Origin of the sequence: Rhabdothermincola salaria, from assembly GCF_021246445.1 — a bacterium.
Classification (GTDB): Bacteria; Actinomycetota; Acidimicrobiia; order Acidimicrobiales; family Acidimicrobilacustridaceae; genus Rhabdothermincola_A; species Rhabdothermincola_A salaria.
The window spans coordinates 394,300-416,702 of sequence record NZ_JAJQXW010000001.1; the positions used below are offsets into that span (position 1 = coordinate 394,300).

Below are 22,403 nucleotides of genomic sequence, written 5' to 3' on the forward strand. Positions count from 1 at the left end.
GGGCATGAGCGACTTCGTGGTCATCACGGGGCTCTCCGGGGCGGGCCGGTCCGAGGCCGCCAACATCCTCGAGGACCTCGGCTGGTTCGTCATCGACAACCTGCCGCCCGCGCTCATGACCAAGGTGGCCGAGCTGGCCCACGCCCCCGGCGCCGGCATCGCCAAGGTGGTGCTCGTCGTCGGCACCGGGCCGTACCACAACGAGGTGCTGCCCGCCCTCGAGGCGCTGCGCCGCCAGGGCGGACGGGTGCGCATCGCCTACTTCGAGGCCGGCACCGACGTGCTGGTGCGCCGCTACGAGTCCAGCCGTCGCCGTCACCCCCTCGCCGCCCCCGACCTCACCCTCGCCGACACCATCGAGGCCGAGCGTGAGCTGCTCGGCCCGGTGAAGGCCGAGGCCGACGTCGTCGTCGACACCTCCGAGCTCAACGTCCACGAGCTGCGCACCCGCGTGCAGGACCTCTTCGCCGAGGACACCCCGGCGTCGGGCATGCAGACCACGCTCATCTCGTTCGGCTACAAGCACGGGCTGCCCCTCGACACCGACCTCGTCATCGACTGCCGGTTCCTCCCCAACCCGCACTGGGTGGAGGAGCTGCGCCCCCAGACCGGCCTCGACCAACCGGTGAAGGACTACGTCCTCGGCCAGGACATCACCGCCGAGTTCCTCGACGAGATGCGGTCGCTGCTCGAGCTGTTGTTGCCGGCGTACGTGAAGGAAGGCAAGTCCTACCTCACCATCGCGTTCGGCTGCACCGGCGGCCGACACCGCTCGGTGGCCATCGCCGAGGAGATCGCCGCCGGGCTGCGCGCCGACGGTTTCGACCTGCGGGTCACCCATCGCGACCTCGGTCGCTGAGGCCTTTCGTCAACCTCGACCTCCCCGATGGGCGAGACTGGCAGGACCCCGGACGATCTGATCGGATGGGGGCCACTTCTCTGGCGAGCTCACTTGGAGGCACCTGCTATGACGATCCGCGTCGGTGTGAACGGCTTCGGCCGAATCGGTCGCAACTTCTTCCGGGCGGTGAAGCAGTCGGGTGCCGACGTCGAGATCGTCGCCGCGAACGACCTCGGCGCCATCCCCGAGATGGCCCACCTCCTCAAGTACGACTCGGTCATGGGCCGCCTCGACGCCACCGTCGAAGCCACCGACGAGGGCATCGTGGTCGACGGCAAGCTGGTCAAGATCACCGCCATCCGCGACCCCAAGGACCTCCCCTGGGGCGACCTCGGCGTCGACGTCGTGGTCGAGTCCACCGGCTTCTTCACCGACCGCGACAAGGCCGCCGCCCACCTCGACGCCGGCGCTCCGTTCGTCATCGTGTCCGCGCCGGCCACCAACGCCGACGCCACCTTCGTGGTCGGCGTCAACGACGACACCTTCGACGCAGCCCAGCACAAGGTGATGTCCAACGCCTCGTGCACCACCAACTGCTTCGTGCCGATGATCAAGGTCCTCGACGACGCCTTCGGTGTCGAGAAGGGCCTCATGACCACGGTGCACGCCTACACCGGCGACCAGAACCTCGTCGACGGGCCCCACAAGGACCTGCGCCGGGCCCGGGCCTCGGCGGTCAACATCATCCCGGCCTCCACCGGCGCCGCCCGCGCCACCGGCCTGGTGCTGCAGTCCATGCAGGGCAAGCTCGACGGCACCGCCCTGCGGGTCCCAGTCCCCGACGGCTCCATCACCGACTTCGTGGGCGTGCTCAACACCGACGTCACCAAGGAAGAGGTGAACGAGGCGTTCAAGGCCGCGGCCTCGTCCGGTCCCATGTCGAACGTGCTCGTCTACACCGACGAGCCCATCGTCAGCTCCGACATCGTCGGCTCGCCGGCGTCGTGCACCTTCGACTCCAGCATCACCATGGCCATGGGCAACCTGGTCAAGATCCTCGGCTGGTACGACAACGAGTGGGGCTACTCCAACCGCCTCGTCGACCTCGTCCAGACCGTCGGCGCGGCGAACAAGTAGCCCGCCGCCCCGATGAGCGTTCCCACGCTGGAGGACCTCGGCGACCTCGACGGTCGCCGGGTCCTCGTCCGCGCCGACTTCAACGTCCCGATCGCCGACGGCGAGATCGTCGACGACTTCCGCATCCGGGCCGCCCTGCCCACCATCGGGTGGCTGCAGGGCCGGGGCGCCACCGTCACCGCCTGCACCCACCTGGGTCGCCCCAAGGGCGCCCCGGACCCGAAGTACAGCGTCGAGCCGGTCCGCCGGCGCCTGGCCGAGCTGGCCCCCGGCGTCGAGCTGCTCGACAACCTGCGCTTCGACCCGGGCGAGACCGGCAACGACCCCGCCTTCGTGCAGACGCTGATCGACGGCCAGGACGCCTACGTCAACGACGCCTTCGGGGCGTCGCACCGGGCCCACGCGTCCATCGTGGGGCCCCCGCAGTTCCTGCCGTCGGCCGCCGGGCGCCTCCTCGAACGTGAGGTCGAGGTGCTGCTGCCGTTGCGCCACGACCCCAAGCGGCCGTTCGTGGTCATCCTCGGCGGCTCCAAGGTCTCCGACAAGCTCGGCGTCATCGAGGCGCTCAGCGAGGTGGCCGACACGCTCGTCATCGGCGGCGGCATGTGCTTCACGTTCCTCGCCGCCCAGGGCCACAGCATCGGCGACTCGCTCGTCGAGCCCGACCAGGTCGACACCTGCCGCCGGCTGCTCGACTCCGGCATCGACCTGCGCATCCCCACCGACATCACCGCCCTGTCGCCCGAGGGTCAGATCGGCGACCCCGACGCCGGCGGCGAGGTGCGCCAGCTGGGCGCCGACCTCCCCGACGGCTGGAAGGGCCTCGACATCGGCCCCGGTTCGGCCGCCGAGTTCGGCGACCTCGTGGCCGAGGCCCGCACCGTGTTCTGGAACGGCCCCATGGGCGTGTTCGAGGACCCCCGTTTCGCGGCCGGCACCCGGGCCGTCGCCCAGGCCATGGCCGACGCCCGGGGCTTCACCGTCGTCGGCGGCGGCGACTCCGCGGCCAGCCTCGACGCCTTCGGCCTGGCCGGCGACATCGACCACGTCTCCACCGGTGGGGGAGCCTCGCTCGAACTGCTCGAGAACGGCGACCTGCCCGGCCTGGAGGCCCTGCGAGGAGCACCCAATGCCCGCTGAGCGCAAACCCCTCATCTCCGGCAACTGGAAGATGAACCTCAACCACTTCGAGGCCACCGCCACCCTCGACAAGCTGCGCTACCTGCTCGCCAAGGACGACTACGAAGTGGTCGACGTGTCGGTGCACCCGCCGTTCACCGACATCCGCACCGTGCAGACCTTCCTCGAGAGCGAGAAGGTGCCCATCGCCATCGGCGCCCAGAACTGCCACTGGGAGGACAAGGGCGCCTACACCGGCGAGGTCGCCCCGCCCATGCTGGCCAAGCTCAACGTGGCCTACGTGATCGTCGGGCACAGCGAGCGCCGCGAGATCTTCGGCGAGACCGATGTCGAGGTCGGCCGCAAGGTCAAGGCCGTGTTCACCCATGGGATGACGCCGATCCTGTGCTGCGGCGAGACCCTCGAGGAGCGCGAGGGCGAGGCCCACCACGGCAAGATCACCGGCCAGGTGCACGCCGGCATCGAGGTCCTCACCGCCGAGCAGGTCGCCACCATGGTCATCGCCTACGAGCCCATCTGGGCCATCGGCACCGGCCGCACCGCCAGCGCGGACGACGCCCAGGAGGTGTGCGGCTGGATCCGGGCCAAGGTGGCCGACATGAAGGGCGCCGACGCCGCCGCCGCGGTGCGCATCCAGTACGGGGGGTCGGTGAAGGCGGCCAACGCCGCCGAGCTCATGGGCCAGCCCGACATCGACGGCGCCCTCGTCGGCGGAGCGGCCCTCGACCCCGACGAGTTCGCCAAGATCGTCCAGTTCCGTCTGGCCTGAGCCGGCAGCAGCGCCGCGGTGCGCCGCGGTGCTCGGCCGGCCGGTCGAGCAGCGGCGTGCCGTGACCGTTCAGCTGGGCGCCAGCGTGGCGTTGGCGTCGACGACAGCCGTGAGGTCGCCGATGGCGGGACCCATCGACGTGCGGGTGATGTGGCCGTTCTCGGCGGTGTCGAGGTCGGCCAGCGTGACCCGGCGCAAGGTCTGGTCGCCGTAGCTGCGGAAGTAGAAGGCCCCCGCCCCGGGGTCGTGGGCGACCGTGCCGAGGGTCCACTCGACCCGCTCCTCGCCGGCCTCGTGCACGGTGATGAAGCCGTACGGGATGTCGAACTGGTTGAGGATGTGGAACACCTCTTGGATCCCGGCGGCCGCGGTGGCGGGCGTGCTGTGGTCGGCGCTGAACAGCGTCGCCCTCACGAAGCGGGACGGCGAGGTGAAGTCGCCGGGCAACCCGAGCGAACCCGTGCCGGTGCCGAAGCCGGTGATGGGCGTGGCGCCGATCGAGATGGTGTCGGGCGTGTGGGGCGTGACCTGCATGTACTGCGAGAGGTTCTTGAGGTGGAAGCCCAGCTCGGGTGAGTTGGTCAGCGACCCGAACGGGTTGTCGGTGATCTGGAGGGTCTTGGCGATCGGCTCGACCGCCACCGAGGTGCCGTCGGGGTCGTACACGACGTAGTGGAACGGAGCCACCCCTCCCCATTCGGGGGCGTCGACGGCGAGGACGCGCACCTCGTGGATGCGGTCGCGCATCTCGGCGATCGACGCGCAGGTGGTGAGGACCCAGTGGACGAAGTCCTGGGGGGCCACCCCGTCGGCGCCCCCGTCGTCGGCGGCGTAGTCGGCGGTGCCGGGGAAGTAGAAGGCACCCGCCGTGAGCCCGGCGTCGTTGATGCCGTCCATGACCGCGTCGGCGCTGGCGCGCCCTACTCCCACCACCGAGTGGGCCGTGGTCCACGACGCCCCGGCACCGGCGCTGAGGCCGCTGGTGAACGTCGTCCCGGCTGGGACGTGCATGACGTCGAGGTCGAGATCGACCGCGAACTCGACGGTGCGACCGTGGACGACCGCCCCGTCCGCGCATGCCAACCGAAGGCCCGTGCACATGGCTGTTCCTCTCCCGTGGACCCGTCCAGGTCCTCGACCATCGCCTTAGGATCGGCACCTCGATGCACCGGCCTTGAGACGATCGCCCCACGGTGGGCCGATCGCCGGCCTCGGAGCGACGCGCCGCTGCCGCGGCTGCCCGACACGGCGCCCCTGCCGCGCTCCTCGCGCCTCGGGCGGCGCCACGCCGGGCCACCCGGGGTGGGGACGGACCGCACCGGACCCCTGGTAGAGTCCCTCGCCGTGCTGATCGCTGTCGTCGTCCTCCACGTCATCGTGTCGTTGACCCTCATCCTGCTGGTGCTGTTGCACAGCGGCAAGGGTGGCGGCCTGTCCGACATGTTCGGTGGCGGCATGGGCGCGTCGGCGGCGGGATCCACCGTGATGGAGAAGAACCTCGATCGCCTCACGGTGATCGCCTCGCTGATGTTCACCTTCACCACGGTCACCCTCGCCCTGATCATCGACACCTGAGGCTGGCGGTGCCGGCCCGCAGGCCGTGGCGCCACCTCCTCGCCGCCGCGTCGGCCCTGCTGCTGGTCGTCGGCGCGTCCTGCTCCGGGGACGACGAGGCCGAGCCCGACCCCGAACCGCCGGTGGTGGCCGAACCGGTCGTGGGCGGCACGCTGCGCGTGGCCCTGCCGGCGGCCGCCCTGCCCCTCGATCCGGCGCTCGCCGCCCCCACCGATGCCGGCGCCGCCCTCGTGGCCGAGCTGCTCCACGCTCGGCTCACGTCCACCACGCCCGGTGCGGTGGAGCCCGAGCCCGCCCTCGCCGAGGCTTGGGAGGTGTCCGACGACGCCACCACGTTCACGTTCCGGCTCCGCGCCGAGGCCCGGTTCTCCGACGGCTCACCCGTCACCGCCGCCGACGTGGTCGCCTCCCTCACCCGGGTCGCCGCCCTCGGACCGGCCTCGTTGGCCTCTGCTCGCCTCGACGCCGTCGCCGGGTACGGCGCCTTCGCCGTCGACGGCACCGCCGACGCCCTGGCCGGGCTCTCCGCCCCCGACGACACCACCGTGGTCGTCGAGCTCGATCGGCCCGACGTCGACCTCCCGGCGCTGCTCGCCGCGCCCGCCTTCGCCATCCGCCCGGCGGCCACCGTGGCCGCCGACGCCCCCGCCCTCGGCCCGCCCGCGGCCGATGGGCCGGCGCCGGTCACCAGCGGCCCGTACCGATGGGAGTCCGGCGACGCCGAGGGTGCGGTGCTGGTGCGGGCCGACGGCGTCGACCCCGAGGCCGCCCGCCCCGAACGGGTGGAGCTGGCGCGCACCGAGTCCGTGGACGCCGCCGTGGAGAGGTGGGCCGGTGGCGAGGTGGACCTGGTGCCCCTCCCGGCCGCCGGGGCCGGGCAGACGGTGCCGCCCGGGGTCGGCACGGTGCAGTTCGACGCGTTGGGCGCCCTGTGGTGGTTGGGCCTGAACCTCGACGCCCCCGCGCTCGCCGACGAACGGGTCCGCCAGGCCGTCTCCCTGGCGCTCGACCGCCCCGCCCTGGTCGAGGTCCTCGAGGGCACGAGCGGCCTCGACGGGCTCGTCGCCCCCCAGGTACCCGGCGGCGACGTGGTCTGTGGCGATCCGTGCACCCGTGACGTGCCCGCCGCCGAGGTGCTGCTGGCCGAGGCGTCACCGGATGCTCCGGTTGCCCTCACCCTCGACGTCTACGACGACCCCACCGTGGTGGCGGTGGCCGAGGCCATGGCCGCCCAGCTGGCCGAGGCCGGCGTCGAGGTGGCCGTCGAGTCCCGGCCCTTCGACGCCTACCGCGACGGCGTGCTGGCCGCCGACCGGCAGCTGTTCTGGTTCGGATGGGTGGGGCTGGCCCCCACCGCCGGGGCCTACCTCGAGCCCACCTTCCGCACCGACGCCCCCGACAACGTCGTCGGCCTGCGCGACGCAGACGTCGACGCCGCCCTGGCGGCCGCCGCCGCCACCCTCGACCCCGAGGAGCGCGCCGGCCTGTGGGGCGACGCCCACGCCCTCGTCCTCGACCGCACGGTGGCCGTGCCCATCGCCCAGGCCCGCGCCGCCACCGCCGTGGCCGCCCCGGTGCAGGGCTACCGCCTCCGCCTCGACGCCACCCCCGTCCTCGCCGACCTCTGGCTGGCCCCCGACGACCCCGAGCCCTGACCCACCGGCCCCTCCCGGCCCGGGGCGGGCCGCCCACCCCGCCGAGGCCTTCCCCGGCCCACCAGCCCCGCCCGCCCGGTCCGCCCGCCCGGTTTCTTGCATCGGTTCGTCGCTCTCTGGCACGCCGAAACCATGCAAGAACGGGAGGGATGTCGTTCCTGCATGGTGCGGGCGTTCTCTGGCACGCCGGAACCATGCAAGAAGGGCAACGGGGCGCGGGCGCCGAGGTCAGGGGCGCGGGTCAGGGGCGCGGGCGCCGAGGGCAGCGGGGGCCTGGGGTCAGCGGCCCCAGGCCCACCAGCGGTCGTGGCGGCGCTCCAGGCCGAGAGGCAGCCCGAAGCAGGCCGACAGGGCCTCCTCGGTGAGCACCTCGGCCAGCGGGCCGGCGGCCTGCACCCGGCCCTCGGCCAGCATCAGCACATGGGTGAAGCCGGCGGGGATCTCCTCGACGTGGTGGGTCACGAGCACCATCGCCGGGCCGTCGGGCCGTGCCGCCAACGTGGCCAGACCCCCGACGAGCGTCTCGCGCCCGGCGAGGTCGAGCCCGGCGGTCGGCTCGTCGAGCAGCAACAGGCCGGGATCGGTCATCAGCGTGCGGGCCAACAGCACCCGCTGGCGTTCGCCCGAGGACAGCGACCCGAAGCGACGGTCGGCGAAGTCGCCGACCCCCACGTCGGCCAGGCACCGACGGGCCCGGGCCCGGTCCTCGTCGTCGTAGGTGTGCCACCACGGTTCGAGCGCCGCGTGCTTGGCCGTCATGACCACGTCGGCCGCGGTGAGGTCCGGGCGCAACAGGTCGGCCATGCCGGCGCTGGCCAGACCCACCCGGGTGCGCAGACGGCGCACGTCGGTGCGTCCCAGGCGTTGCCCGAGCACCGACACCGTGCCGGTGCTGGGGTGCAGGTACAGCGAGGCGATGCGCACCAGCGTCGACTTGCCCGACCCGTTGCGGCCCAGCACCACCCAGCGCTGGCTGGGGGCCACCTCCCAGTCGACGTCGGCCAGCAGGGCCCGCCCCTCGCGGACCAGGCTCACCCCGTGCAGGGCCAGGGCGAGCTCGACGCCGGGGGCGTGGGGGACAGGATCGACGGCGCTCACGGATCGGTGACGCTACCGCCACGTTCGCGCTCGCAGCCCGAGTAGCGTTGCTCCGCCGACGAACCCGTCGGCGGCCTGCCCGTCACACGAAGAGACGAACCCCCATCGAGCTCGCATTCGGCCTGGTCGCCGTCATCGTCCTCATCGCCGCCAACGGCCTCTTCGTCGCCGCGGAGTTCGCCCTCGTCGCCGTCGATCGCACCAAGATCGAGCGGGAGAAGGACGCCGGCAGTCGCCGGGCCCGCATCGCCGACGGGCTGTTGCGCCACCTGTCGTTCCAGCTCTCGGGCGCCCAGTTCGGCATCACCGTCACCTCCCTGGTGCTCGGCTTCCTCGCCCAACCGGTGATCGCCGTGCTGCTCGAACCCGTGTTGCGGCCCCTCGTCGGCGAGCGGGCCGTGGCCGGCGTCGCCGTCGTCGTGGCCCTGATCCTCGCCACCATGGTCCAGATGGTGCTGGGCGAGCTGGCCCCCAAGAGCTACGCCATCGCCCGGCCCGAGGCCACGTCACTGGCCCTGGCCCCCATCGTCCGGTTCTACGGCATCGTCGCCGGCCCGTTCATCCGCTTCCTCGACAGCGCCGCCAACCGCACCGTGCGGGCCCTCGGGGTGGAACCCCGCGAAGAGCTGTCCAACGTGCAGTCGCTCCCCGAGCTGCAGGTCATCGTCCAGGCCTCGGCCGAGGAGGGCACGCTCGGCGGCGGCGCCAGCGACCTGCTCACCCGGTCCATCCGCTTCGGCTCCAAGACCGCCGAGCACGCCCTCGTGCCCCGAATCGCGGTGAAGGCCCTGCCCATCGCCGCCGACGTCATCGAGCTGGTGTCGCTGTCCGCCGAGTCCGGCCACAGCCGTTTCCCGGTCTACGGCGTCGACCTCGACGACATCCGGGGCGTCGTGCACGTGCGCCGGGCCCACACCGTGCCCCGCGACCAGCGATCGACCACCACCATGGGGGACCTCATGGTGCCGGTGCTGGCCGTGCCCGAGAGCCGCGACCTGCACGAGGTCCTGGTCGACCTGCGTCGGGCCCGCACCCACATGGCCGCCGTCGTCGACGAGTACGGCGGCACGGCCGGCATCATCACCCTCGAGGACGTCATCGAGGAGATCGTCGGCGAGATCGACGACGAGCACGACCCGCTGCCCAAGCTCACCCAGGCCCGGCGTCGCGGCGAGTACGTGGTGTCGGGCACCCTGCACGCCGACGAGGTCTTCGACCTGGTGGGCCTCGAGATCCCGCAAGGGGAGTACGAGACCATCGCCGGGTTCGTGCTCGACCGACTGGGCCACGTGCCCGAGGTGGGCGAGAGGGTCGCCGAGGGCGAGTGGACCATCGAGGTGGTGGCCATGGACCGTCGCCGCATCGCCGAGGTCCGCCTGGCCCCGCGACCCGACGCCGGGCCCGATGACGACCGGCCCCGCGACGGCCGGCCTCGCGACGACAGGACGGGCTCGTGAACGTCTGGGCGCTCGCCGCCGTCGTCGTGCTGCTCGTCGTGAACGGCTACTTCGTGGCGCTCGAGTTCGCGGTCGTGGGCTCGCGGCGCAGCCGCCTCGAGCCGTTGGCCGAGGCCGGTGACCGTCGCGCCCAGCACGGCCTCGAGGCCATCGCCGACCTCAGCACCCGTCTGGCCGGCGCCCAGCTGGGCATCACCGTCGCCTCCCTGCTGCTGGGCATGGTCGGCGAGCCGGCGGTGGCCGCCGGCTTCGAGATGCTCTTCGAGAACGTCGACGCCATCCCTGAGGGGGCCGTCCACGCCATCTCCTTCGCCGTGGCGTTGGCCATCGTGGTCTTCCTGCACATGGTGATCGGCGAGATGGTGCCCAAGAACCTGGCCCTGGCCGACCCCGAACGGGCCCTGAAGGCGCTGGCGGGCATCGACCGGGCGTTCCTCAAGCTGGCCCGCCCGGTGGTGCGGCTGCTCAACGCCTTCGGCAACGTGGTCGTGCGCCTCACCGGGGTCGAGCCCCGCGACGAGATCGCCAGCGCCCGCACCGCCGAGGAGCTGGCCGCCGTCGTGGCCACCTCACGCGAGGGCGGGGCGATCGAGGACTTCGCCGCCGACCTGCTCACCGGGGTCCTCGACTTCTCGGGGCGCACCGTCGACTCGGTCATGGTGCACCGCGACCAGGTCTGCGCTCTCCCTCGCGACACCACCGTCGCCGAGGCCGAGGCCATGGTCGTCGAGCGGGCCCACACCCGCCTGCCGCTCACCGGTCCGGGCGGCCTCGACGACGTCATGGGCTTCGTGCACGCCAAGGACCTGCTCACCCTGGCCGCCCCGGCCGCCGATCGCCCCATCCCTCTGCGGCTGGTGCGGCGCATGCTGGTCGTCCCCGTGGACCGTTCCCTCGAGGACGTGATGCTGGTGATGCGCCGCTCGCGGGTCCACTTCGCCCTGGTGCAGCACTTCGACGGCACCACGGCGGGCATCGTGACCCTCGACGACCTGCTCGAGGAGCTGGTCGGCGACCTCGTCGACGGGCGCCACGAGCGCGACGCGGACACGGGCGAGGCCACCGGCGACGACCGGACCGGCGGCCACGAGGAGCCCTGGGTCTGACCCACCGGGCACCGAGGTCGGCACCGCTCGGGCCGGCAGCGGGGGCATCGAGGTGGCCGAGGGGTGGCCGAACGGGGCGTAACGTCGGCGGTCGGATCCGGATCGGAGAGGTTCATGGGACTGCTCGAAGGCAAGAAGTTGCTCGTCACCGGAGTGCTCAGCGACTCCTCCCTCGCGTTCGGGGTGGCCGCCCTGGCCCAACAGGAGGGCGCCGAGATCGTGCTCACCGGGGTGGGCAACGCCATGAAGAACACCCGTCGGGCGGCGGCCAAGCTCCCGGTCGAGCCGCCCGTGCTCGAGATGGACGTGTCCGACCCGGCCCAGCTCGCCGCGGTGCGTGACGACCTGGCCGAGCGTTGGGGCCGGGTCGACGGCGCCCTGCACGCCATCGGCTTCGCCCCTCCCGTGTGTCTGGGCGGCACGTTCATGGACGCCCAGTGGGACGACGTCGCCGTGGCCCTCAACGTGTCGGCCTACTCGTTCAAGGCCCTCGCCGACGTCGTCTCGCCGCTGATGACCGAGGGCGGCTCGCTCGTGGGCCTCGACTTCGACGCCACCGTCGCCTGGCCCGCCTACGACTGGATGGGCGTGGCCAAGGCCTCGCTCGAATCCACGTCGCGCTACCTCGCCCGCTACCTGGGCGAGCACCAGATCAGGGTCAACCTCGTCGCCGCCGGGCCCATCAAGACCATCGCCGCCCGATCCATCCCCGGGTTCTCGCAGTTCGAGGACGTGTGGGACGAACGGGCCCCGCTCGGCTGGGACGTCCGCGACTCGTCCGCCGTGGCCAAGGCCTGCGTCGTGCTGCTCTCGGACTGGTTCCCCCTGACCACCGGCGAGATCGTCCACGTCGACGGCGGCTACCACTCCACCGGCGCCTGAGCCCCGGCGTCTGCTTGTTCGCAGACAGGTGATGCCACTCAACTAGGTTCACTGGGATGCAGATCGGCATTCTCGGAGGAACCGGCCCGGCCGGTAGTGGCCTGGCGACCCGGCTGGCATCGGTCGGCCACGACGTCGTGGTCGGATCGCGATCGGCGGAGCGCGCCGGCGAAGTCGTCGACGGGCTCCACGCCCGGTGGGAGGGGCGCGACCTGTCCATCGCCGCGGCCGACAACGCGGGGGCGGCCGAGGCCGAGCTCATCGTGGTGGCCACCCCTTGGGACGCGGCCTGGACCACGGCGAAGTCCGTGCGCGGCCAGCTCGCCGGCAAGATCGTGCTGTCCATGGCCAACGCCCTGGTGCGCGTCGGCCACGAGTTCCAGCCCCTCGTGCCGCCCCGCGGGTCGGTGGCGGCCAGCGTGCAGGCCGCGGTGCCGGACTCCGAGGTCGTGGCCGCCCTGCACCACGTGCCGGCCAAGGAGCTCGGCGACCTCGATCACCCCGTCGAGAGCGACGTGCTGATCTGCTCGGACCACCCCGAGGCCAAGGCCCGGTGCATGGAGCTGCTGGCCGAGATGCACGACCTGCGTCCCCTCGACGCCGGCGACCTCACCCAGGCCGCCCCCATCGAGGCCTTCACCGCCGTGCTGTTGCAGCTGAACGTCCGCTACAAGACGCGCGTGGCGGTGAAGTTCACCGGTCTCGACGACATCTGACCCTCCGCCGGAGCGGCCGCGGAACGGTTGCGGGACTGCCCGGGCCCCGTCGGGGGTTGTGGTGGGGACACGGCGGTAACGTGCACGCCGAGCCGGAAGGACCTGCATGACCGACAGCCCTCTCGACAACGACGCGCCCATGCGCCTCTACGACACGGCCCGGCGCGCGGTCGTCGACTTCGAACCCGGGCCCGTCGTCACCATGTACACCTGCGGCATCACGCCCTACGACGCCACCCACCTGGGTCATGCCGCCACCTACGTCACCTACGACGTCCTCCAGCGGCGTCTGCGCGACCGGGGCCACGAGACGCGCTGCGTGCGCAACATCACCGACGTCGACGATGACATCCTGCGCAAGGCCAAGGAGCTCGGGGTGCACTACCTCGACCTCGCCGCCGCCGAGACGGCCCGCTTCGACAACGACATGGTGGCGCTCAACGTCATCGAGAGCTGGAGCGAACCGCGGGCCACGTCGGCCATCCCCGACATCCGGGGCTTCATCGGCATGGTCCTCGACCGCGGCCACGCCTACGAGAGCGGCGGAGCCGTCTACTTCTCGGTGGGGTCCTTCGAGAAGTTCGGTGAGGTCTCGCACTACTCCCGCGACGAGATGCTCGACCTGGCCCGCCAGCACGGCGGCAACCCCGACGACCCCAACAAGCGCGACCCGCTCGACTTCGTGCTGTGGCAGCCGTCGGCCGAGGGCGAACCGGCGTGGGAGTCGCTCTGGGGTGCGGGACGTCCCGGTTGGCACATCGAGTGCTCGGCCCTGGCGCTGCGTGAGCTCGACACCACCATCGACCTGCACGGCGGCGGGTCCGACCTGGTTTTCCCCCACCACGAGTGCGAGGCGGCCCAGAGCGAGGCCGCCACCGGTCAGCCCTTCGTGCGCCACTGGATGCACCAGGCCATGGTCCGGATGGACGGCGAGAAGATGTCGAAGTCGCTCGGGAACCTGGTCTTCATCTCCGAGCTGTTGAAGACCCACGACCCGAGGGCCATCCGCCTGGCCATCGTCGCCCGCCACTACCGCGACTCGTGGGAGTGGGACGACACCGTGATGCCCGCCGCCGACGAGCGCTTCGAGCGCTGGCTGGCCGCCACCGAGGCGGTCGGTGCGGCCGACTCGGACGCCGCGCTCGCCGCGGTGCGCCAGCGCCTCGACGACGATCTCGACACCCCCGGCGCGGTGGCGGCCATCGACGCCGCCGTCGAGCGCGGCGAGGGCGTGGCCCGTGCCGCCGCCCTTCTCGGCGTCTTCCTCGTCGGCGACCCCGTCACCTGACCAACCCCCTCTGGTGTTCTTGCATGGTTTCGGCGCACCTGAGAGCGACGAAACCATGCAAGAAGCGCTCTGGGGTGTGGTTGACCGAGGAAAGCAACTTCGTGATTCCTGTCACCAGCCCTATCGCCGGGGCCGGGACTGGGGCACAATCGCACGAAGTCGAGGTCGGGGGGGGTGGAGCATGGGTCGAGAGGTCGGACAGCTCTACAAGCCGGCTCGTGCGGTGCTCGACCCGCTGTTCTCGTTCTTCTGGAACTGGGAGGTCGAGGGCCTCGAGCACGTGCCCGCCGATGGTGGCGCCATCGTCGCCCCCAACCACCTGTCGGTCTTCGACCACTTCGCGGTGGCCGCCGCCCTGCCCCGGCGCATCACCTACGTGGGCAAGGCCGAGTACATGGACAGCTGGAAGACCCGCTACATCTTCCCTGCCCTCGGCATGATCCCCATCGACCGGGGTGGCGGCAGCGCCGCCGAGCGAGCCCTCGACAAGGCGGCCGAGCTGCTCGACTCCGGTGAGCTGTTCGGCATCTATCCCGAGGGGACCCGCAGCCGCGACGGCCTGCTCCACAAGGGCCACACCGGGGCTGCCCGCCTGGCCATGCGCACCGGCTGCCCCATCATCCCCGTCGGGCTGCAGGGCACCCTCGAGGTCCAGCCTCCCGACTGCTCTCTGCCCAAGCCGTTCCGCACCCTGCGGGTCCGGGTGGGACGACCCGTCGACGTGACCCGCTACCTCGACCGGGCCGACGATCGCATCGTGCTGCGCCAGATCACCGACGAGGTCATGTTCGAGATCCGCGAGCTCTCCGCCCAGCGCTACGTCGACACCTACGCCACCAAGACCAGCGAAGAGCTGCCCACCGAGACGGCTCGCATCCCCGAGGCCGAGAGGGTGGCCGTCTCGGCCTGAGGGCCTCGCCGCCTCGATCCGCGGCCGCGCCCCCGGGCGACCGGGCGGCCCCCACCCCGTGGGTCCGGCACTCACGCTGGCGGCGCCACCAACTCCTGCGGGAGGCCGGTGGCCGCAGCGTTACGCTCGCAGCCATGGCCGACGTCCTCACCATCAACCTGCCCGACGGATCGACGCGAGAACTGCCGGCCGGCTCCACTGCGGGCGACGTCGCCGCCGCCATCGGGTCCCGGTTGGCCAAGGCCGCCGTCATCGCCGAGGTCAACGGCGTCGAGCGCGACCTCGTGTGGCCCCTCGACGACGGCGACACGGTCGCCATCGTCACCGACACCAGCAGCCGCGGGCTGTACACGATCCGCCACTCCACGGCCCACGTGCTGGCCCAGGCGGTGCTCGACCTGTTCCCCGGGGCCACGTTCGCCATCGGGCCGCCCGTCGAGAACGGCTTCTACTACGACTTCGAGCTGCCCGACGGGGGCACCTTCACCCCCGACGACCTCGAGCGCATCGAGGCGCGCATGCGCGAGATCATCGCCGAGCACCAGCCCTTCATCCGCGACGAGATCACCGAGGACGACGCCCTCGAGCTGTTCAAGGACCACAAGTACAAGGTCGAGATCATCAAGGGTGCCGCGGAGGACCCCATGTCGGCCACCGAGACGGGGCTGGTGCGCACCTACGAGAACCCGCCTCGGTTCATCGACCTGTGCCGTGGCCCCCACGTGCCCGACACCGGGCGACTGGGGCACTTCAAGCTCATGCGGGTGGCCGGCGCCTACTGGCGCGGCGACGAGAAGAACCCCATGCTGCAGCGCATCTACGGCACGGCGTGGCCGTCGAAGAAGGAGCTGGCCGCGCACCTCCAGCACCTCGAGGAGGCCGAGAAGCGCGACCACCGCAAGCTGGCGGTCGAGCTCGACCTGTTGAGCTTTCCCGAGGAGCTCGGCGGCGGACTGGCGGTGTGGCACCCCAAGGGCGCCGCGGTGCGCAAGCTGATGGAGGACTACAGCCGCGACCGCCACGAGCAGGGCGGCTACCAGTACGTGTACTCCCCGCACCTGGCCAAGTCGGTGCTGTGGGAGACCAGCGGGCACCTCGACTTCTACGCCGACGGCATGTACCCGCCCATGGAGATGGACAACGGGTCGTACTACCCGAAGCCCATGAACTGCCCGTTCCACATGCTCATCTTCTCCAGCGACCAGCGCAGCTACCGGGAGCTGCCCATGCGCCTGTTCGAGCTGGGCACGGTGTACCGCTACGAGCGATCCGGCACCCTGCACGGGCTCATGCGCATCCGGGGCTTCACCCAGGACGACAGCCACATCTTCTGCACCCCCGACCAGGTGGTCGACGAGGTGTCGCGGGCGCTCGAGTTCGTGCTGTCGGTGCTGCGGGCCTTCGGCTTCCACGACTTCGAGGCCAACCTCTCCACCCGTCCCGAAGAGAAGTGGGTCGGCACCGACGAGAAGTGGGAGATGGCCACCGACGCCCTGCGGACCGCCCTCGAGCGCGAGCAGCTGCCCTACGAGATCGACGAGGGCGGCGGTGCGTTCTACGGCCCCAAGATCGACGTGAAGGTGCGCGACGCCATCGGTCGCAAGTGGCAGCTCTCCACCATCCAGGCCGACTTCAACCTGCCCGAGCGCTTCGGCCTCGAGTACGTGGGCCCCGACAACCAGCGCCACGAGCCGGTGGTGCTGCACCGGGCCCTGTTCGGGTCGGTCGAGCGCTTCTTCGGGGTGCTGCTCGAGCACTTCGCCGGCGCCTTCCCCGCGTGGCTGGCCCCGGTGCAGGTGCGGGTGCTGCCCGTCCGAGACGACCACGACACCTACGCCCACCGCCTCGTCGACCGGCTCAAGGCCGAGGGCTTCCGGGCCGACTTCGTCGACGCCTCCGAACCGTTGGGCGGCCGCATCCGACGGGCCAAGCTCGAGAAGCTCCCCTACGTGCTGGTGGTCGGCGACGACGACGTGGAGCACGGCACCGTCGGGGTCAACCCCCGGGGCGGCGAGGTCGAGCGCGGGGTCACCTGCGACGACTTCATCCACCGCCTCTCGGTCGACGTCATGGCCCACCTCTGAGCCGGCCGTGACCTCACCGACCGACCCGACCGAACCGACGACTGCGGCCGACGCGGCCGCCCCGGCCCCCGGCCTGGCGCACCTGTGGGCCGGCTGGCGGGCCAGCTACATCACCTCGGTGAGCGAACCCGACGACATGTCGCTGGCCCCCGATGCCACCGGCTCGCTGTTCGAGCGCATCCTGGCCCTCCCCGACGACGAAGGGTTCGTGGTGCACCGCGGCAGCCGGTGCTCGGTGCTGCTCAACGCCTACCCCTACACCAGCGGCCACGTCCTGGTCCTGCCCAACCGGGCGGTGCCCGACCTCGAGGACCTCGAACCGGACGAGCTGGCCGACCTGGCCCTGCTCACCCGCGACTCGGTCGTGGCCATCAAGGCGGCGTACCGCTGCGAAGGCGTCAACGTGGGCACCAACCTGGGCAGCGCCGGCGGGGCCGGGGTGCCCGACCACCTCCACACCCACGTGCTGCCCCGATGGTCGGGTGACACCAACTTCATGACCGCCGTGGCCCTCACCCGGGTGCTGCCCGAGCCGCTCGACGAGTCCTGGCGCCGCCTGCGCGCCGCCTGGCCGGGCTGAACCGGCGACCCCGGCCCCAACGCGCCGCCGACGCGTCGGGCCATCGCCCGCCAGGCGCTGGTGGTGGTGGCGTCGGGACCTTGGGCCCGAATGGAGGCGCCGATGTTCCCGAACCGGCCCGATCCGGTCGTCGACCTCGTCGCGGTGGGCGACACTCTCGCCATGTCCTCCCGCGCCCACCGCGTCGCCGTGCTCGCCGTGGGCGTCGGGGCCGCGATCGCGTTGCTCGCCGCCGGGTGCGGGTCGTCGTCGGACGACGGCGCCTCGGCTCCGGGTCCGACTGTCGGGGCGAGCGACCTGGTCGGCGACGCTCCCGATCCCGCCGTCGAGGTGGGCGACCTCGTGCTCACCGACCACGCCACCGAGCCGGCCGGCGAGCCCTTCGCCGTGGCGGCGCCGGAGGGCCAGCTCCTGGTGGTCTACTTCGGCTACCTCTCGTGCCCCGACGTCTGCCCGCTCACCATGGCCGACACCGCGGCCGGCCTGGCCGAGCTCTCACCCGACGAGCGTGAGCGGGTGGAGGTCGCGTTCGTCACCGTCGATCTGGCGCGCGACGACGGTCCGCGCATCGCCGACTACCTGTCCCACTTCTTCCCCGACTCGGGGACCCACGCTCTGCGCGCCGCCGACGATGGCGCCCTGTACAAGGTCACCTACCGGTTCAACGTCCAGTGGGAGATCGAGCCCCACGAGCCCGGCGACTTCTACGCCGTCGCCCACACCGGCGACACCTACGTCGTCGACGACCAGGGCCGCCTCGTGTGGCGCTGGCCCTACGGCACCGCCGGCCCCGAGATCGGTGCCGGCCTGCGCTCGTTGCTGGCGAGCACCTACCCGAGCACCTGAGCGCGGTGCCCATCACCCTGAGCTTCGCCCGCGGGTCCGAGGTCCGCGTCATCGCTCGGCACGGTGGGGGCGGGTCGGCTTGGAACATCGGTGACGGCGGGCGCTACGGTCGCCTCCTCATGCCCGACGACGCCCCCGACGACACACCGCCGCCCGACGGCACCTCACCCGCCGACGAGACCACCGGTCGCGGGGACCTCCCCGACGTCGGCGATCCGGAGTCGACCGATCTCGATGCCGCCGGCGACGCCTCGGGGGATGCCACCCCGGCTGCGCTCGCCGACGCCGACATCCGCGACGCCCTGCCCGAGGACCTCGACGCCGCCGGCTACGTGGGCCCGTACCTGTTCCCGAACAACAACCGACGCCGCATCCCCGCCTACCTCTACTGGGGCATCGCCGCGGTCTGCGCCGTGGTGTGGTTCATCTACCGCGACGGCGACAACCCCGTGGTCAACGGCGGGTTCCTCGCCGCCGCCATCGGGCTGGTGCTCATCGGTGCCTACAGCTTCGTGTCGGGCTGGAACCTCGACGTCGACGAACGCGACGCCCTGGTGGTGGCCACCCGCCAGGTCGGCTTCCCGGTGGGCCACGCGTCGGCCCAGATGGGCTGGCGGGGGCTGCTCAGCCGACCCACCTGGCGCATCCTGCTCTACTCCGCCGAGGACCCGCCCGACAAGCGGGGCCTGGTCCTCGTCGACGGCCTCGACGCATCCGTGGTCGAGTGGTTCGTCGAGGACAATCCTGAGGACTGGACCGACCTGAGCATCTAGCGGCCGGCCGGCGGGTCGAGCCCCGGATCGCCGGCCGCTACGCCCGTCATCTCGCCGCGGCTGGTCAGCCGGGTTCGTCCGCTCCCGGATGTCGGCTGGTCGACCGCTCAGCGCCGTACGGCGTCGAGGGCCTTCTCGGCCGCGGTGAGGTTGTCGCGACCGGTGCGCACTGCGGCGCGCACCACGTCGAGCGCGCTCACCGGGCCGTGGCCGGCGGTGGTGGCCGAACGGTTCCAGCTCGACCCCTTGATGCGGTCGGCCTGGTCGGCCAACGCCGTGGCCTGTTCCTCGAGGTGCTCGAGGACCTGGTCGAGCGACTCGTCGGTGCTCGTCTCCCAGTGCCGCTCGGCGGCATCGACCACGCCGGGGTGCACCACCGGCTGCTCGCCGAGGTCGATCTGGCGCAGCGCCTCGGCCTGCACCGTCCAGGTGCGCACGGTGTCGGCCACGAGGTCGAGGGCGCAGTTGCCGTCGTCGTCGTAGCGCCGGGCCAGCTCTTCCACGCTCTCGTCGTCGGCGAGGGGCCGCAGCGCCTCGCGGTAGCGGCGCGGGTACGAGCGCAGGGCGGCGGTGGCGTCGGACGGGGACAACGTCGACAGGTCGTAGGAGCTCATGGGAGCGAACCTACCCAGCGGCGCCGGTGTCGGCCGTCGAGACGGCCGCGGCCAGGTGGGCGGGCAGCACGTCGTAGTGGTCGTGCTCGGCGTGGAAGCGGCCCAGCCCGTGGGTGCGGGCCCGCAGGTCGACGGCGTAGCGGGTGAGCTCGGCGCCGGGGACCAGCGCGGTGATGACCGTCTCGTCCTCGCTCGCCAGGTCGGTGCCCTGGACCCGGGCCCGACGGGCGTTGAGGTCGCCCATCACGTCGCCCTGCGACGCGGTGGGCACGGTCACCTCCACCCGGGAGACCGGTTCGAGGATCACGGGTGAGGCGGCCGCCACCGCCTCGCGCACGGCCAGGCGGCCGGCGGCCTTGAAGCTCATCTCCGACGAGTCGACCGGATGGTGCTTGCCGTCGAGGCAGCGCACGACCACGTCGACCACCGGGAACCCGTGGGGCCCGCCTTCGGCGAGGGCCTCGCGCACCCCCTTCTCGACAGCCGGGATGAACTGGCGGGGGATCGCCCCGCCCACCACCTCGTCGACGAAGGTGATGCCCTCGCCCCGGGCGGCCGGGGCCACGGCCACCACGGCCACCCCGAACTGCCCGTGGCCTCCGCTCTGCTTCTTGTACTTGCCCTCGGCCCGGGCCTCGGCGGTGATGGTCTCGCGGTAGGCGATGCGCACGTCCGATGCGTCGACCTCCACCCCGAACTTGCGCCGCAGGCGGTCGAGGGCCACAGCCAGGTGCGTCTCACCCTGCCCCGCCAGCAGCGTCTGGTGCGTCTCGTCGTCGCGGCGGACCCGCAGCGACGGGTCGTCGGCCACCAGGCGGTGCAGGGCGGTGGCCAGCTTGTCCTCGTCGGCGCTGCTGCGTGCGGCCACGGCGATGGCGTGGACCGGCTCGGGCCATTCGGGGGCGGGCACGACGACGGGGGAGCCCTTGGGGGCGAGGGTGTCACCGGCGAGGGTCTCGACCTTGGGCACGGCGACCAGGTCGCCGGCGAGGGCCGACGACACCTCCACCCGGTCGCGACCCCGATGGGTGAACAGGCCGTGGAGACGGAGGTCGGCCCCGGTGCGGACGTCGACGAGGTGGGTGTCGGTGCTCACGGTGCCCGACAGGACCCGGAGAAGGCTGACCTGGCCCACGAAGGGGTCCGACGTGGCCCGCACCACCAGGGCGAGAGGGTCGGCGGTGGGGTCCGGGGGCACGGAGACGACGGTGTCGCCGGCGTGGACCTCCACGGGCGGGCGATCGAGGGGTGAGGGGCCGATCTCGCAGAGCAGGTCGGCGAGGCGGTCGATGCCGATGACCGCGGTGGCCGACCCGCACACCACGGGGAAGACGGTGGCCTGGTCGACGCCGACCGCCAGAACCCGTTCGAGCTCCTCGAAGCTCGGGACGTCGCCGGCGAGGTAGCGCTCGAGCATGTCGTCGTCGCCGACGACGATGCCCTCGACGAGGTTGTCGTGCACCTCGTGCTCCTCGTCGGCCATCTCGAGCGGCACCGGACCGGAGGTGTGCACGCCGTCGTCGTAGAGGAAGGCGGTGTCGGTGAGCAGGTCCGCGACGCCGTGGAAAGCCCCCTCGGCGCCGATGGGCAGCTCCAGGGGCGCCACCCCGGCGCCGAAGGCGTCGCGCAGCTCGGCGAGCACGCCGTCGAAGTCGGAGCGGTCGCGGTCGAGCTTGTTCACGAACACCATGCGCGGGAGGCCCATCGAGGCCGCCACCTTCCACAGGTGGCGGGTCTGGGGCTCCACCCCGTCGGCCGCGCTCACCACGAACACGGCCAGGTCGGCGGCCCCGAGCGCGGCGAGGGTCTCCGCCTCGAAGTCGGCGTAGCCGGGGGTGTCGAGCAGGTTGATCTTGTGGCCCTTCCACTCGAAGGGGGCGAGCGTGACCACCAGCGACATGTGCCGTGCCTGCTCCTCGGGCTCGGCGTCGCAGACGGTCGTACCCTCCTCGACCCGACCGGGGCGGGCGATCACGCCGGCCTCGGTGAGCAGGGCCTCGGCCAGGCTGGTCTTGCCCGCGCCGCTGTGGCCGACGAGGGCGACGTTGCGGATCTTCTCGGGGGCGAACGGCTGCACGAGGCCTCCTTGCCCGGGTGGCCGCGACGACCCGCGGGCGGTGGCGCCCGGGCGCACGCCCCGGAGCGTACTGGTGCGGTACGTCGGCGCGCCGAGGGGTGCTGGTAGCCTCCGGGGGTACATGAGGCGCGCCTCGCGCGCCGCCTCACGATCGCGAACTGGAGCAGCCATGCTCGACGGACACTGGCGGACGAGCATCGAAAAGGGCCTCAGACCGGTCGGCCGCAACCTGCGTCGCACCGGGATCTCCGCCGACCACCTCACTGCGCTCGGCATGGTCATGGCGGCCGGGGCGGCGGTGGCCATCGCCACCGGCAACCTCCACGTCGGCCTGCTCCTGTTGGTGCTCACCGGGCTCCCCGACGCCCTCGACGGCGCCGTGGCCAAGGCCGCCGGCACCGCCGGACCGCGCGGCGCCTTCTTCGACAGCGTCGCCGACCGCATCTCCGACTCGCTCCTGCTCGTCGGTGTGGCCTGGTACCTCGCCACCACCGAGGGCGGCCTCATGCCGCTGCTGCCCATGGCCGTGCTGGCCGCCTCGCTCGTCATCAGCTACGAGCGGGCCAAGGCCGAGTCCCTCGGCTTCAACGCCAAGGGCGGGGTGATGGAACGGGCCGAGCGCATCGTCGTGCTGGGCCTCGGCCTGTTGTTCGAGGCCCTCTTGATCCCGGTGCTGTGGGTCATGCTCGCCCTCACCCTGCTCACCGCCGTGCAGCGCTTCGTCAAGGTCTGGCGACAGGCATCGCGTGAGCGTCCGCCGGTGCTCACCGCCCGCCGGGCCTCGCGCCGTCGAGCGGCCCGTTCGGCGTCCACCGAGTGGCGCCGCAACCTGCGCTCCCGTTCCCGCCGCTGAGG

At 72.2% G+C, this 22,403-nt stretch carries 21 protein-coding genes; 17 read left to right on the forward strand and 4 right to left on the reverse strand.

The window, feature by feature from the left end; translation table 11 throughout:
* The first annotated feature begins 4 nt into the window (after nucleotides 1-4).
* The 4 genes from rapZ to tpiA all read left to right on the forward strand — a co-directional run bounded on the left by rapZ (nucleotide 5) and on the right by tpiA (nucleotide 3,887).
* Nucleotides 5-859, forward strand: a complete 855-nt coding sequence (rapZ, locus tag LUW87_RS01890) for an RNase adapter RapZ (protein ID WP_232669382.1) — start codon at nucleotides 5-7, stop codon at nucleotides 857-859.
* Nucleotides 860-967: 108 nt separating this feature from the next.
* The gene (gene gap, locus LUW87_RS01895; RefSeq protein ID WP_232669383.1) at nucleotides 968-1,978 is read left to right on the forward strand and encodes a type I glyceraldehyde-3-phosphate dehydrogenase; all 1,011 of its coding nucleotides are present in this window, start codon (nucleotides 968-970) and stop codon (nucleotides 1,976-1,978) included.
* Nucleotides 1,979-1,990: 12 nt separating this feature from the next.
* A complete protein-coding gene (locus LUW87_RS01900) occupies nucleotides 1,991-3,118 on the forward strand; it encodes a phosphoglycerate kinase (RefSeq protein ID WP_232669384.1) in 1,128 nt (375 codons plus the stop codon).
* On the forward strand, nucleotides 3,108-3,887 hold the full coding sequence (gene tpiA / locus LUW87_RS01905; protein ID WP_232669385.1) for a triose-phosphate isomerase: 780 nt from the start codon (nucleotides 3,108-3,110) through the stop codon (nucleotides 3,885-3,887). Before LUW87_RS01900 ends, tpiA begins: the two co-directional genes overlap by 11 nt.
* A gap of 69 nt (nucleotides 3,888-3,956) precedes the next feature.
* On the opposite strand, the gene LUW87_RS01910 is transcribed toward tpiA, so the two are convergent.
* A complete protein-coding gene (locus tag LUW87_RS01910) occupies nucleotides 3,957-4,988 on the reverse strand; it encodes a linear amide C-N hydrolase (protein ID WP_232669386.1) in 1,032 nt (343 codons plus the stop codon).
* A gap of 243 nt (nucleotides 4,989-5,231) precedes the next feature.
* Here LUW87_RS01910 and secG point away from each other — a divergent pair, with 243 nt between their 5' ends.
* Nucleotides 5,232-5,462: a preprotein translocase subunit SecG gene (gene secG, locus LUW87_RS01915; protein ID WP_232669387.1), complete on the forward strand. Its 231-nt coding sequence runs from the start codon at nucleotides 5,232-5,234 to the stop codon at nucleotides 5,460-5,462.
* A gap of 8 nt (nucleotides 5,463-5,470) precedes the next feature.
* Nucleotides 5,471-7,117 (forward strand): ABC transporter substrate-binding protein, encoded by a 1,647-nt coding sequence (locus LUW87_RS01920; protein WP_346742391.1) that lies wholly within the window; start codon nucleotides 5,471-5,473, stop codon nucleotides 7,115-7,117.
* A gap of 279 nt (nucleotides 7,118-7,396) precedes the next feature.
* Here LUW87_RS01920 and LUW87_RS01925 read toward each other — a convergent pair whose 3' ends face one another.
* Nucleotides 7,397-8,215: an ABC transporter ATP-binding protein gene (locus tag LUW87_RS01925; RefSeq protein WP_232669388.1), complete on the reverse strand. Its 819-nt coding sequence runs from the start codon at nucleotides 8,213-8,215 to the stop codon at nucleotides 7,397-7,399.
* Nucleotides 8,216-8,262: 47 nt separating this feature from the next.
* Here LUW87_RS01925 and LUW87_RS01930 point away from each other — a divergent pair, with 47 nt between their 5' ends.
* From LUW87_RS01930 to LUW87_RS01975, 10 genes are all read left to right on the forward strand, one after another.
* Nucleotides 8,263-9,672 (forward strand): hemolysin family protein, encoded by a 1,410-nt coding sequence (locus LUW87_RS01930; RefSeq protein ID WP_232669389.1) that lies wholly within the window; start codon nucleotides 8,263-8,265, stop codon nucleotides 9,670-9,672.
* Complete coding sequence (locus LUW87_RS01935) at nucleotides 9,669-10,778, forward strand: hemolysin family protein (RefSeq protein WP_232669390.1); 1,110 nt, start codon at nucleotides 9,669-9,671, stop codon at nucleotides 10,776-10,778. Before LUW87_RS01930 ends, LUW87_RS01935 begins: the two co-directional genes overlap by 4 nt.
* 114 nt (nucleotides 10,779-10,892) lie before the next feature.
* On the forward strand, nucleotides 10,893-11,660 hold the full coding sequence (fabI, locus tag LUW87_RS01940) for an enoyl-ACP reductase FabI (protein WP_232669391.1): 768 nt from the start codon (nucleotides 10,893-10,895) through the stop codon (nucleotides 11,658-11,660).
* Between the two features lie 56 nt (nucleotides 11,661-11,716).
* Nucleotides 11,717-12,376, forward strand: coding sequence for an NADPH-dependent F420 reductase (gene npdG / locus LUW87_RS01945; protein ID WP_232669392.1), 660 nt, complete (start codon nucleotides 11,717-11,719; stop codon nucleotides 12,374-12,376).
* 106 nt (nucleotides 12,377-12,482) lie between these two features.
* Nucleotides 12,483-13,664 carry a cysteine--tRNA ligase gene (gene cysS, locus LUW87_RS01950; RefSeq protein ID WP_232669393.1) on the forward strand — a complete coding sequence of 394 codons (1,182 nt, stop codon included), beginning with the start codon at nucleotides 12,483-12,485 and terminating at the stop codon, nucleotides 13,662-13,664.
* A gap of 181 nt (nucleotides 13,665-13,845) precedes the next feature.
* Complete coding sequence (locus LUW87_RS01955) at nucleotides 13,846-14,574, forward strand: lysophospholipid acyltransferase family protein (RefSeq protein WP_232669394.1); 729 nt, start codon at nucleotides 13,846-13,848, stop codon at nucleotides 14,572-14,574.
* Between the two features lie 134 nt (nucleotides 14,575-14,708).
* Nucleotides 14,709-16,658 (forward strand): threonine--tRNA ligase, encoded by a 1,950-nt coding sequence (thrS, locus tag LUW87_RS01960; RefSeq protein WP_232669395.1) that lies wholly within the window; start codon nucleotides 14,709-14,711, stop codon nucleotides 16,656-16,658.
* A 7-nt stretch (nucleotides 16,659-16,665) separates the two neighbouring features.
* Complete coding sequence (locus LUW87_RS01965) at nucleotides 16,666-17,238, forward strand: HIT family protein (RefSeq protein ID WP_232669396.1); 573 nt, start codon at nucleotides 16,666-16,668, stop codon at nucleotides 17,236-17,238.
* A gap of 102 nt (nucleotides 17,239-17,340) precedes the next feature.
* Nucleotides 17,341-18,084, forward strand: a complete 744-nt coding sequence (locus LUW87_RS01970; protein ID WP_232669397.1) for an SCO family protein — start codon at nucleotides 17,341-17,343, stop codon at nucleotides 18,082-18,084.
* A gap of 5 nt (nucleotides 18,085-18,089) precedes the next feature.
* Nucleotides 18,090-18,857 (forward strand): hypothetical protein, encoded by a 768-nt coding sequence (locus tag LUW87_RS01975; RefSeq protein WP_232669398.1) that lies wholly within the window; start codon nucleotides 18,090-18,092, stop codon nucleotides 18,855-18,857.
* Nucleotides 18,858-18,964: 107 nt separating this feature from the next.
* Here LUW87_RS01975 and LUW87_RS01980 read toward each other — a convergent pair whose 3' ends face one another.
* Together LUW87_RS01980 and fusA are read right to left on the reverse strand one after the other, a co-directional pair.
* Nucleotides 18,965-19,471 carry a DinB family protein gene (locus LUW87_RS01980; protein WP_232669399.1) on the reverse strand — a complete coding sequence of 169 codons (507 nt, stop codon included), beginning with the start codon at nucleotides 19,469-19,471 and terminating at the stop codon, nucleotides 18,965-18,967.
* 10 nt (nucleotides 19,472-19,481) lie between these two features.
* Complete coding sequence (gene fusA / locus LUW87_RS01985) at nucleotides 19,482-21,548, reverse strand: elongation factor G (protein ID WP_232669400.1); 2,067 nt, start codon at nucleotides 21,546-21,548, stop codon at nucleotides 19,482-19,484.
* Nucleotides 21,549-21,717: 169 nt separating this feature from the next.
* Between fusA and LUW87_RS01990 the strand changes: the two genes are divergently transcribed.
* On the forward strand, nucleotides 21,718-22,401 hold the full coding sequence (locus LUW87_RS01990) for a CDP-alcohol phosphatidyltransferase family protein (protein ID WP_232669401.1): 684 nt from the start codon (nucleotides 21,718-21,720) through the stop codon (nucleotides 22,399-22,401).
* Nucleotides 22,402-22,403 lie beyond the last annotated feature (2 nt).